This is a genomic window from Corynebacterium uberis, from assembly GCF_020616335.1.
In the GTDB taxonomy this organism is placed as follows: Bacteria; Actinomycetota; Actinomycetes; order Mycobacteriales; family Mycobacteriaceae; genus Corynebacterium; species Corynebacterium uberis.
In genome coordinates this window covers 1-11,757 of record NZ_CP085051.1, presented here as the reverse complement: position 1 = coordinate 11,757, position 11,757 = coordinate 1, and the positions used below count along the sequence as shown (strand labels likewise).

Genomic DNA, 11,757 nt, shown 5'->3' with positions numbered 1-11,757 from the left:
GGTATCACCGTGATACCATGTGCGCCATGGCCATGACCCTGCGTCTCGACGCCCCCACCGACCGCGCCCTGCGCCTCCTCGCCACCGCACACGGCTGCTCCAAACACGAAGCCGCCCTCCGCGCCATCATCGCCGAAGCAGCCCGCACACTCTCCGACGCCCACGTCGCCCAACTCGCCCACGACAACCTCGCCGAATACCGCGACGCCGAAACACGCCTCCACCCATGACCGGACTCAGCTTCGACGACCTGGTCACCATTGCCGACGCCGTCTGCGCCCACACCGGAGCCCGCGTGCGCACCTACGCCGACCTCGCCGCATGCGCCGCCGCGACAACCGCACGCCTGCGTGGGGTCCCGGTGCACCGCGACGTCGATAGTCAGGCCACATGCTTGCGCAGACAGATCCTTGCCCTGCGCCCCCTCGACGCGGATAACGATCTGATGGCAACTGTGGCAACTAACGTGCTTCGGGACTTATACGAGCCTGCCACGCGGTAAGGTGCCCGATGTGGCGACGCGCCAGGCACTTCCGGTACAGTATGTGACTGTTGTGGTTACAGTTAACTCCTGTGGCGGAAGAGCCACAACATCTTGAGGGATTTTCATCACCCGCGCGCCCCAAACGCGCAGGCCATGAAAGTCCCTTTTTCTCTACCCCTACCCACTCAACGCAAGGAGAAACCATGACTGACCTCAACGAACTGACCCAACCAGACCGCCGCGATGCCCTCGTCGCCGACCTCGCCGCGCTGACCCAGAAGACCATCGATAACCAAAGCGGCCTGTCCGGCACCGCCCTGAAGACCGCCGTTAAAGGAGCCACAAAAGTCGATGAATCCCTCATCGAGCGCGGCATCAACAAGCTCCTCCCCCAGTTCCTCGAGTCCCTGGCGCCTCTGTGGAACGGCTACACCAACGACGACGCCGCTGCCGCAGGCAACTTCGGCGACTACCTGGCCGCGCACGACCAAGAAGCTCGCGACGCCCTCCTCAACGTCGCCGACCGCAACACCGACAACCTCCCCGGCCCCGTAGCCGGCGTGTACAAGTCCCTGCGCGGCAAGGCCGAGAAGATTGTCACCCCCGTGCTCCCCGAGCTCGGCGAGGTTATTGAAAAGCACGCCAAGTAAGCGCGAGCCGGGCGTCGTTTTCCTGCTTCTCGACGCCCGCCCGGGGCGCCGCACCCAGCGTAACGTCCGGCACCGCGATCATGCGGTCGTCTGATGTCTGCACGGATTTTCCGGGGGCGACGTTTCCGCAGGTCAGAATTTAGTTTCCGCGGCAGGTTACGACATGTTCGAATATCTGGTACCGCGCGGCGGCCGCTGTGCCGGGTTGCCGCATATCGACGCCGCCCCGGAGCGCCGCACCGTGCGTAACGTTCGGCACCGCCGTCATACAGTCGTCTGATGTCTGCACGGATTTTCCGGCGCCGGCATTTCCGCAGGTCAGAAATTAGTTTCCGCGGCAGGTTACGACATGTTCGAATACCAGCCGGCCGCACAGCCCCGCGCAGCAACCGCGCGGTGAGGCGCAGCAACCGCGGGGGGACGCGGGGCGTCGATAAGCAGGCGAAAAGCAGGCGATAAACGCACAAAAACACCCCGAGCCGCGCGGCCCGGGGTGTGTTCAGCAGTAGCCAGCCAGCTAGATGTCCAGGAAGCGGACATCCTTGGCGTTGCGGGTGATGAAGGAGCGGCGGGCGGTGACGTCATCGCCCATGAGGATGGAGAAGAGCTCGTCGGCAAGCTGGGCGTCGTGGAGGTCCACGCGGCGCAGGATGCGGGTCGTGGGGTCCAGGGTGGTCTCCCACAGCTCGTTCGGGTTCATCTCGCCCAGGCCCTTGTAGCGCTGGATGCCGTCGTCCTTGTTGATCTTGCGGCCGGCTTCCAGGCCTTCGGCAAGCTGCTCGTCGCGCTCGGCGTCGGAGAACGCGTAGCCCGGCTCGCCCTTCTGCCACTTGAGCTTGTACAGCGGCGGGTTGGCCAGGTAGACGTGGCCTTCCTCGACCAGGTCCGGCATGAAGCGGAACAGCAGGGTCAGCAGCAGGGTGGCGATGTGCTGGCCGTCCACGTCGGCGTCGGCCATGAGCACGATCTTGTGGTAGCGCAGCTTGGCAATATCAAACTCGTCATGGATGCCGGTGCCCAGCGCGGTGATGATGGCCTGGACTTCGGCGTTTTTGAGCACCTTGTCTAGGCGCGCCTTTTCCACGTTGAGGATCTTGCCGCGCAGCGGGAGGATCGCCTGGTACATGGAGTCGCGGCCCTGTTTGGCGGAGCCGCCGGCGGAGTCGCCCTCCACGATGAACAGTTCGGAGGCCTTGGGGTCCTTGGAGCGGCAGTCGGCAAGCTTGCCGGGCAGTCCGCCCATGTCGCCGGCGGATTTGCGGCGCACCAGTTCGCGGGCCTTGCGGGCGGCCTGGCGGGCGTGGGCCGAAGAGATGGCCTTGTTAACAATGGCCTTCGCCTCGGCGGGGTTGGCCTCTAGCCAGTGGCCGACGTGCTCGTTGGTCATCTTCTGGACGAAGGAGCGGACCTCGGTGTTGCCCAGCTTGGTTTTGGTCTGGCCCTCAAATTGGGGGTCGCCGACGCGCACGGAGATGACGGCGGACAGGCCTTCGCGGCAGTCTTCGCCGGTGAGCTTGCCGTCCTTTTCCTTCATCAGGTTGTGTTCGCGGGCGTACTTGTTCATCAAGGACGTCAGCGCGGAGCGGAAGCCCTCCTCGTGGGTGCCGCCCTCGATGGTGTTGATGGTGTTGGCAAAGGTGTGGACGGATTCTTTGTATCCGGTGCTCCACTGCATGGCCAGCTCAAGCTCGTGGTCCTCGCCCTTGGCGTCGAAGGCGACGATGGACGGGTGGATGGGAGACTTGTTCTTATTGAGGTAATTGACGTAGTCCTCCAGCCCGTTGGGGTAGTGGAAGACGCGCTTCTTTTCCTTCTTCTTCAGGTGCGCCGGGGCGGGGCCGTCGCCGTCGGGGTCCACGACCTCCATGTCGGCGGCGTCGGCGGCATCGTCGATCTGGTCGAGCGAGGTGGCGGTGTCGCCGGCCTCCGCGAGTGCCTCGAGTTCGAGCTCTTCGTCGGTGGCGCGCTCGTCGATAAGCGTGATGGTCAGGCCCTTGTTCAGGAAGGCCATCTCCTGGAGGCGCCGGGAGATCGTCTCATAGTCAAACTCGACGGTTTCAAAGATCTCCGGGTCCGGCCAGAACCGGATGGTGGTGCCGGTTCCGCGGGCGTTGCCGCCCTCAACCAGCTGCTCGGGCACGGCGTTGTTGAAGTTCTGTAGCCAGTGCTTGCCGTCGCGCTTGATGTCCGCCTCGACACGCGTGGACAGGGCGTTGACCACGGAGATGCCCACACCATGCAGACCGCCGGAGACCGCGTAGGACTCGGAGTCGAACTTGCCGCCGGCGTGAAGTTGGGTCATCACCACCTGGACGGTCGGCGCCCCGGAGGGGTGCATTTCCACGGGGATGCCGCGGCCGTCATCAACAACCTGCACGCCGCCGTCGGCGAGCAGGGTGACAACGACCTTGGAGGCGTAGCCGGCCATGGCCTCATCGACCGAGTTGTCCACGACCTCCCACACCAGGTGGTGCAGGCCGCGCTTACCGGTCGACCCAATGTACATGCCCGGCCGCTTACGTACGGCCTCTAGCCCCTCAAGGATGGTGATCGATGAGGCGCCATATTCGTGTTCGGTAGTAGCCACGTGAAACGTGCACTCCTCTATGTGAATCAGTGTTAGACCGTTTCATTCTACACGTACGTAACCCCCCACGCGGCAGGGGCTTTGGAACGCTGATGGCCCCTTCACGTCGCGCCTAGCGCAGCGGCCGGTACGTCGCCGACGGCTGGCGGGATCCTAGCCGTAGGTATCGCGCGGTCCGCGGCCCTTCACGTGGAGCGGCCCCTTGCGCCACGACGGCGCCTTCGGCCCAAAAATCTTCAACTCCGTGATCACATCCGCGCCGACCTTGCCCCTAATGGTCTGCAAAATCTGGCGCTGCATGAGCCGCAAATTCGTCGCCCACGCTGTGGAATCGCAGGTGATAAACAGCGTCGTGCCCTTAATCATCTCCACCGTCGCGTGCGCAGCGATTTTCGGCCCAACCAGCTCCTCCCAATGCCCGGCAACCCACCCGCCGGCAATGCCGCGCCCCCAGCCGCGCCGCGAAATCTCCGCACCCAGGATCGCACCCAGCTTATCGACGTCCCTACTGCGCGGAATCCTGCGCCCGTCACGGCCGGTGGGCATCCCCCGTCCCCGGCGCCGACGAGAACCGGCAGGCACCTGCACCCCAGGGATGGTCACGCCAGGCGTGACAGCAGTGCCGGAGATGGGTGCGGACGGCGCGGCAGAGGGGGCGTCGGAAAGCGCGGCAAACAGCTGCCCCTCCGAGCGCTTCCGACGCTGGCTGCCCTGCTTACTACCCAGCCGCGGCACCGTGCCGCCGCGCCGCTTCGCCGCCGCCCGCATCGCGGCAAACGCCTGGTCAATCGGGTCGGACTGGTCAGTCATCCTGGCCATCCCCCGTGGCGCCGGGCTCAGGCGCCTGCTCCCCGAGCACCGACACCCGGCCCGACGGCGTATCAGCCACCGTCACCACATGCCGGGCGATGATCTTGTCCTCCAAGTTCTCCGGCAAATCCTCATCCACCGCCGCAGTGATGAGCACCTGCTCCACGCTCGTAGCCAGCGCCACCAACTTCTCCCGGCGGCGCGCATCCAGCTCCGCGAAGACATCATCCAAAATGAGCACCGGATCCGAGCCCTGCTCCCGCAGCAACTCCAACTCCCCAAAACGCAACGCAATCGCGCACGACCACGTCTCCCCATGCGAAGCAAAACCCTTAGCCGGCTGGGTGCCCAGGGTGATCTCCACATCATCACGATGCGGGCCCACCAGGCTCAACCCCCGCTCAATCTCCCGCGGACGCGCAGCACCCAGCCCCGCCAGCAGCTGCGCCTCCACCTCCGCAACATCCCGACAATCCTCCCCCTCCACGCTGGAACGATAGGCAATACCCGCCGGGCGCGACTCCGGCGCCAACGCCGCATACGCCTGCTCAACGTGCGGACGAAGCGCATCAATGAGCGTCCTGCGCGCCACAATCACCTGGGCACCCAGTGCCGCCAAACGCCCATCCCAGGCATCCAACGTGGCCAGCGCATCCGCGCCGGACTCCGAATCATAACCACGACGCAGCGCGCCAGAAGCGGTTTTTAATAACGCGTTGCGCTGCCGCACAATCTTGTCATAATCAGCCTTCACCCCCGCCAAACGCGGCCACTTCATAGCAATAATGTCATCAACATAACGACGCCGCTGTTCCGGCTCCCCACGCACCAACGCCAAATCCTCCGGCGCAAACAACACCGTGCGCACCACCCCCAACACCTCACGAACAGAACGCAAACGCGTCCTATTAATCTGCGCCTGATTTGCCCCATGCGGCTTAATTAACACGTGCGAGGTCAGCTCGCGGCCCTGATTAATAGCCGTGGCAGACACCCGCGCATTCGGGGCGGATTCACGCACCAAAGGCGCATCCGACGACACCCGGTGCGAACTCAAATGCGCCACATACCCCAAGGCCTCAACAATATTTGTTTTGCCAAAGCCATTGCGGCCAACAAACAGGGTCACCCCCGGCTCCAGGTCGATGCTCAGCTGCGCCCAGGACCGGTAGTCCCGCAGCGATAAGTGGCTGACATACAACCCAGAACACCTCTCCTCGTGGGTCTCCTCATAGGTCCCGTGCGCGACTGTGGGTACGGCCGCGATCAGGGCACCTAGCTGCTGTTTTCTCCACTCCGCAGGGAATCCGCTGGCCTGCGCCCCGCGCACCCCCTGATTGAGCTGGTTAGCCCAGGTGAGGCCTGAGCTCTTGCGGGTCAGGGTTAGCCCCAGGTGAGCCCCTGGGTTCGCCTGGGTGGGCCCTGGTTAGCCCGGAAGTCGCACCGGCATGAGCAGGTAGGTGAAGTCCGTCTGCGGCGTTGGGAACGTCCCGTCCGCGTTGGCCTCCGGCAGCTCATCGGGTTCGGGCACCAGGATGGCCGGGCGGGAGGGCTCGGTGAACCCAAAGACCACCCGGTCGGTGTCAATGACACCCAGGCCGTCCTTCAAATAGCTGGGATTAAAGGCGATGAGGAGTTCATCTGCACCCGTGAAAGCACAGGGCAGGGGTTCTTCCGCGTGGCCGGAATCCGAACCACCGGCGGACAGGATGACTTGTCCTTCTGAAAACTGCATGCGAATTTGCGCGTTGCGTTCCGTCATCAGCGAGACACGGCGGATGGCTTCCAAAAGGGGCGCGATTTCTACCGTTGCCACAGAGGTGTGCACTTTAGGCAGCAGCGGCTTGATGTTGGGGAATTCCGCGTCGAGCATGCGGGTGGTGGTTTCCCGATTATCGGTATGAACACCAAAAAGTCCTTCGCGGCCAATCTGGTCGCCGGTACCCACCGCAATGTCAATCGGATCAGAAGTCTGCGGGTCCAGCGTGCGCGCGTTTTCCAGCAGCGTCTTTGCCGGAATGAGCAGGTTGGCTGACACGTCTGGGGAAGCGGGATTCCACTCGAAGGTGCGCAGCGCCAGGCGGAAACGGTCCGTGGCCGCCAGTTCGACGTTGCTTCCGGAAACCTCCATGTGCACGCCGGTGAGCATGGGCAGGGTGTCATCCCGGCCGGCGGCCACGGCTACCTGGGTGACAGCCCGGGTAAACAGCTTCGGGTCGATGGTGCCGGTGACCTCGGGCAGTGTGGGAAGTTGCGGGTAGTCATCCAGCGGGATCATGGGTAGCTCAAAGCGGGAGGAACCACACACCATGACGGCCACGGAGCCGTCGGCGCGGATCTCCACGTCCTTGTTTGGCAGGGTGTTGGAAATCTCGGCGATGAGTTTGCCGGCTACGGCGATGCGTCCGGGCTGGCTGACCTGGGCGGACAGCCGAACTTTGGTGGAGACCTCGTAGTCAAAGCCGGCGATTTCTAGGCCCTCATCGTCGGCCGTGATGAGCATGGCGCGCAGCACCGGCTGCGCAACTTTTGTGGGGAGGTTGCGGGCCACCCACGCAACCGCATCGCCCAGGTCATCCTTGGCAACCCGGAAAGAGATGTGCCCTGACTCCATGTGTTTCAAGCTCCTCGCGCCGAAAACGGTAACTAACTGACCAAATAACACAACCCACGGTGCGCAACCCACACACTGGCGCGGCTGCGCGGTCACCGCTGCCCGCCACGGACGTGGATCAAATAACAACTCCAAGGTACCGGCACAGCCTACGGGTTTGCCAAGTTGTGTGATTCGCCGGTCACCGGGGCGCCCGCAGGCGCTCGGATCGGCTCACTTCGTGTTCGTTGCTTAGCGACGTCGCGTTCAACCTGTCCACACGCCCTGTCTTTCTTAGTTAAGTTCAGGAAAATTTTTAGTAACGGCAGTAAGTCCTGTGCACTCTGTGGAGCAGGGGGTATCGATGCTGCTCGGCTCGGCGATTCGTCGTGTGGATGGAGTGTGGACAACCGGTGGACAACATCGGGGGGTTGTGGATAACTCGTGGGCTTGTCGAGTTGTCCACAGGCTGTCCACCATCCAACCGTTGTGTCTCACAGCACCCTCCACAGGGCTGACCTGGGGTTTTGTTATTTTCTTTCGTAGCTAGAGGCGGTCACAGGAGCCCTGGGTTCGGGGAGTGCGGGGGTGCGTTGCGCGGCTGCGGGGCGGCCCGCCGCGCGCGGATGACGCCGTTTTTGAGAGTAAGAACACTGAGTTACATTCTTGTAATTACACGTCTGTGGACAACCCTGTGGAAAGTGTGGATAACCGCGATCTGCCTGGTCAGGATTCGCGTTACCCTGCACCAGACAGGTCACAGGCCCGGGGGCGGCGTGCTCGCGGTGCTGGAGGGTGCGGGGGTGGGCACGGCGGCGTCGATAAGCAGGCGTGCCAGGTCGCGGGGACGGCTCCACATCGGCCAGTGACCCGTTGGCAGGTCCACGATGGTCAGGTCGGTCAGGGTGGTGACCTCGGCAAACATGGGATGACCCGCATGCGCCATGGCCATGAGCTGGCGGCCGGAAATCGAGCAGCACACCAGCGTGCTGGGCACGTGCCGGCGGGCGGGATTGTGCAATTCAACGACCCCGCGAATCACAGGACCCGGCTCGGGGACGGCGTGGCGGCGAAAACGCTCCAGATCAGCGGCGGAGAGCCCGGCGAGGCTGGCGCGCGTGCTTAAGACGTCGAAAGCGGGCAGGGCTAGCTGCTCAGCGGAATCGGGAAACGTCGGATCGAAGACGCCGCCCGGCGAGACAGGGCCGGAATCCACCCACACGACCCGGCCGAAAAGATCAGGGCGGCGATCCAGGGCGATGCTCGCCGGGCCGTTCGCACCGCTATGGGCCACCAGGATCGGCTTGGCGCTCGCGGCGTTTTCGGTGTTCTCGGTGTTCTCGATGTTTTCGGCGGCAAGGTGCGCGGCCACCTCGGCGATGGCGTCGGCCTGCTCGGCCAACGTCCTGGTTGCCCGCGCCGGATCGGCGGCGTCGAGGCCAGGCAAGGTCAGCGCAACGCCCTGCAGGCCGGCGTTGGTGAGGTGATCGACAACCTGCTGCCATGCCCACCCGCCGAGCCAATGACCAGCAACAAGGATGAGCGCTGGGGGTCTGTGCGTGTGCTTGTGCGTGTGCTTGTGTGCGTGCCTGTGGGAAGTCATAGCGCGATGGTGCCAGACACGGTGGACAGCGGTATGTCACTATTTATGGCATGAATTATGGCACGGTATGGGTGTGAAGCGATCCGAACGACTCCACGCGATGTCAGAAGCCCTTCGCCGCCGCGGCACCTACGGAATGACCGCCGAACAGCTCGCCCAGCGTTTCGAGGTATCCGTGCGCACCATCAAACGCGACATCGCCGCCCTAGAAACCGCAGGCCTACCCATCTGGTCGCGGCCCGGACCCGGAGGCGGATACGTCCTGGTACCAGGCGCCGAACTACCCCCGATCCGGCTCACACCCGCCCAAGCGATGGCCCTGGTAGCGGCGGTGACAGCAGCCGCCAACGCCCCCTACGCCGACCTCGCCGCGGCAGGGGCCGCCACAATACTGGCCGCCCTCGACCCCCACACCCGCAGGCAGGCCGAACAACTAGCGCACCGAGTCTGGGTCGACCCCGGCCCGGCATGCCCCCGCGTGATCCGCTCCGCGCTGGAACAAGCGATGACCGATCAGCGCGTAGCACGCATCGAATACACCACCGCCGCCGGCGAAGAATCCCGCCGCGACGTCGAGCCGATCATCTTTGCCGCCACCGGCGGGTGCTGGTACCTCGTCGCGTGGTGTCGCATGCGCAACGCCATCCGCTGGTTCGCTCTGTCGCGAGTGCGCGCAGCGGCAGTTACCCGGGTGCACTGCGCCGGCCACAGCATCGCAGAAATTGGCGTTCCACCTGCGGGTGCGCGCAGTGCACAGGAGGTTTCGCGGTGAGTTGTGGGCGCGCATTTCTTCGTAGTGCAGGAGCCACGTTGGCGACGTGCAACATGTAGTCACATTTGTGTAATTACACAGTTGTGGACAAACCTGTGGAGACTGTGGATAACTGTTTTCACCGGTCACGGTCGGCCACGGCGCGCGGTCGCTTTTCTGCTTATCGACGCCGCCCCGGGGCTGCGCACCGTGCGTAACGTGCGGCACTGTGATCATGCGGTCGTCTGATGTCTGCACGGATTTTCCGGGGGCGGCGTTTCCGCAGGTCAGAAAATAGTTTCCGCAGCAGGTTACGACATGTTCGAATATCTGGCACTGCGCGGCGGCTGTTGTGCCGGGTTGCCGCATATCGACGCCGCCCCGGCCGCCGCACCCAGCACAACGTGCGGCACTGCGGTCATGCGGTCATCTGATGTCTGCACGGATTTTTCGGCGCCGGCGTTTTCGCAGGTCAGAATTTAGTTTCCGCGGCAGGTTACGACATGTTCGAAAAATTCCGGCACCGCAGCCAGGCACCGCAGCACCGCAGCGCCGCAGCGCCGGCCGCAACACAGGCGCAGCACCGCAGCGCCGCACCAGCCCCGTGGTTTCTAGGCGCCGGTGCGCCCCCGGGTCTTGATGGTCTGGGTCAGGCGCTGGATTTCGTTGTAGGTGTCCGGCTTTTCTTGCATTTCTTTGCGGATTTTGCGTTCGGCGTACATGACGGTGGTGTGGTCTTTGCCGCCGAATTGTTCGCCGATGCGCGGCAGCGACAGGTCGGTTAGTTCGCGGCACAGGTACATGGCCAGCTGGCGAGCGTGGGCGACTGCGCGGGTTTTTCCCTGGCCACACAGGGTTTCTAGGGTGATGTTGAAGTAGTCGGCGGTGGTTTCCATGATGGTGCTGGGCGTGATTTCTACGTCATCGGCGTCCGGCATGATGTCGTGGAGTGCCGCTTCGGCCATGGCCATGGTGATGGGTTCGTGGGTGAGTGAGGAGAATGCGGAGACGCGGATGAGGGCGCCTTCGAGTTCGCGGATGGAGGATTCGATGCGTGAGGCGATGAGTTCGAGGACGTCGCGTTCGACACGGGTGCCGTCGGCTTCGGCTTTTTTCATCAGGATGGCGATGCGTGTTTCCAGGTCTGGTGGCTGGATATCGGCAATGAGGCCGGCTTGGAAGCGGGTGCGCAGGCGGTCTTCCAGGGTGGTCAGTTCTTTGGGGGGCCGGTCGGAGGACAGGATGATTTGTTTGTTGGCTTGGTGTAGGGCGTTGAAGGTGTGGAAGAACTCTTCCTGGGTGGCTTCTTTGCCTTGGAGGAATTGGATGTCGTCGACCATGAGGATGTCCAGGTTGCGGTAGCGCCGTTTGAAGGATTCCTGGCGGTCGTCGCGCACGGAGTTGATGTAGTCGTTGGTGAATTCTTCGCTGGAGACGTATTGGATGCGCAGCGAGGGTTGCAGTTGTTTGGCGTAGTGTCCGGCGGCGTGGAGGAGGTGGGTTTTGCCTAGCCCGGATCCTCCGGAGATGAACAGTGGATTGTAGGCGCGGGCGGGGTTTTCGGCGACTGCTACTGCTGCGCCGTTGGCGAAGCGGTTGGAGGAGCCGATAACAAAGGTCTCAAAGGTGTATTTCGGGTTGAGTGAGGTTTGGCGGTTGGGGTCGTGCGCGGGTTGTTCGCGCGGCATGCGCCTGGCGGGCCGCAGGTCAGGTTGGCTGGGGGTGGGTTGGTCGTCGTCGGCGGGTTGCGCGGGCCCGTGGGTGGTGGCCCAGGCGGGAACGGCGGGTTCGGCATCGATGACGGGTTGGGCGGGCAGTTGTGGTGCGGGTTGGCTTATCGACGCCCCGGGGGTCACGCTCGGTGCCGGCGCTTCGGCGGTCTGGGTGGTGACGGCGGGAGGCAGCGGTGCGGGTGGGTTGTCCGGTTCTGGGTTGGCGGGCGGTGTGGCGGGTGCAGTAGCTGCTGCGGGGTGTTGGCCGGCGTTGGGGTCGATGCTGACGGCCAGGCCGCAGGGCTGGCCCATCTGCTCGGAGAAGATGTGGGCGATGTGGGGGCCGAGTTCGACTTCGACGACGTTTTTGGCCATCTGGTGTGGGGTGGCCAGGACGACGTATCCGGAGACGATGGTGATGGGTTGGGCCAGGCGCAGGAAGGCGAGCATGCGGTGGCTGACGGGGGGTACGTCGGAGGCGGGGTCGTTGGAGCGACGCAGGAGTTCGTCGACGACGTGTGCCCAGGTTTGGTGGAGAGGGTCAACCGGGTCTTGGTGGTCCGCCAC

The 11,757-nt window shown here is 63.9% G+C and carries 10 protein-coding genes; 4 read left to right on the top strand and 6 right to left on the bottom strand.

Translation table 11 applies throughout. The features are described from left to right. The first annotated feature begins 26 nt into the window (after positions 1–26). From LH390_RS00050 to LH390_RS00040, 3 genes are all read left to right on the top strand, one after another. Entirely contained in the window at positions 27–230 is a 204-nt protein-coding gene (locus LH390_RS00050) for a CopG family transcriptional regulator (protein ID WP_227281180.1), read from the top strand. Then, positions 227–502, top strand: coding sequence for a TetR family transcriptional regulator (locus LH390_RS00045; protein WP_227281181.1), 276 nt, complete (start codon positions 227–229; stop codon positions 500–502). Before LH390_RS00050 ends, LH390_RS00045 begins: the two co-directional genes overlap by 4 nt. 185 nt (positions 503–687) lie before the next feature. Next, positions 688–1,134 (top strand): DUF6918 family protein, encoded by a 447-nt coding sequence (locus LH390_RS00040; RefSeq protein ID WP_227281182.1) that lies wholly within the window; start codon positions 688–690, stop codon positions 1,132–1,134. 517 nt (positions 1,135–1,651) lie between these two features. On the opposite strand, the gene gyrB is transcribed toward LH390_RS00040, so the two are convergent. From gyrB to LH390_RS00015, 5 genes are all read right to left on the bottom strand, one after another. After that, entirely contained in the window at positions 1,652–3,721 is a 2,070-nt protein-coding gene (gyrB, locus tag LH390_RS00035) for a DNA topoisomerase (ATP-hydrolyzing) subunit B (protein WP_227281183.1), read from the bottom strand. Between the two features lie 153 nt (positions 3,722–3,874). Further along, complete coding sequence (locus LH390_RS00030; RefSeq protein ID WP_227281184.1) at positions 3,875–4,531, bottom strand: DciA family protein; 657 nt, start codon at positions 4,529–4,531, stop codon at positions 3,875–3,877. After that, positions 4,524–5,732, bottom strand: coding sequence for a DNA replication/repair protein RecF (recF, locus tag LH390_RS00025; protein ID WP_227337375.1), 1,209 nt, complete (start codon positions 5,730–5,732; stop codon positions 4,524–4,526). The genes LH390_RS00030 and recF overlap by 8 nt, the downstream gene beginning before the upstream one ends. A 225-nt stretch (positions 5,733–5,957) precedes the next feature. Then, entirely contained in the window at positions 5,958–7,145 is a 1,188-nt protein-coding gene (gene dnaN / locus LH390_RS00020) for a DNA polymerase III subunit beta (RefSeq protein ID WP_227281186.1), read from the bottom strand. 736 nt (positions 7,146–7,881) lie between these two features. After that, positions 7,882–8,727, bottom strand: coding sequence for an alpha/beta fold hydrolase (locus tag LH390_RS00015; RefSeq protein WP_227281187.1), 846 nt, complete (start codon positions 8,725–8,727; stop codon positions 7,882–7,884). Positions 8,728–8,827: 100 nt separating this feature from the next. On the opposite strand from LH390_RS00015, the gene LH390_RS00010 reads away from it, so the two are divergent. Next, entirely contained in the window at positions 8,828–9,499 is a 672-nt protein-coding gene (locus tag LH390_RS00010; protein ID WP_227281188.1) for a helix-turn-helix transcriptional regulator, read from the top strand. Positions 9,500–10,089: 590 nt separating this feature from the next. Here LH390_RS00010 and dnaA read toward each other — a convergent pair. Next, a complete protein-coding gene (dnaA, locus tag LH390_RS00005) occupies positions 10,090–11,757 on the bottom strand; it encodes a chromosomal replication initiator protein DnaA (RefSeq protein ID WP_227281189.1) in 1,668 nt (555 codons plus the stop codon).

Excerpts from the sequence above, each read along its gene's own strand:
- LH390_RS00050 (WP_227281180.1), top strand. The coding sequence starts at position 27 with ATGGCCATGACCCTGCGTCTCGACGCCCCCACCGACCGCGCCCTGCGC.
- LH390_RS00045 (WP_227281181.1), top strand. The coding sequence starts at position 227 with ATGACCGGACTCAGCTTCGACGACCTGGTCACCATTGCCGACGCCGTC.
- LH390_RS00040 (WP_227281182.1), top strand. The coding sequence starts at position 688 with ATGACTGACCTCAACGAACTGACCCAACCAGACCGCCGCGATGCCCTC.
- LH390_RS00030 (WP_227281184.1), bottom strand. The coding sequence starts at position 4,531 with ATGACTGACCAGTCCGACCCGATTGACCAGGCGTTTGCCGCGATGCGG.
- dnaN (WP_227281186.1), bottom strand. The coding sequence starts at position 7,145 with ATGGAGTCAGGGCACATCTCTTTCCGGGTTGCCAAGGATGACCTGGGC.
- LH390_RS00015 (WP_227281187.1), bottom strand. The coding sequence starts at position 8,727 with ATGACTTCCCACAGGCACGCACACAAGCACACGCACAAGCACACGCAC.
- LH390_RS00010 (WP_227281188.1), top strand. The coding sequence starts at position 8,828 with ATGTCAGAAGCCCTTCGCCGCCGCGGCACCTACGGAATGACCGCCGAA.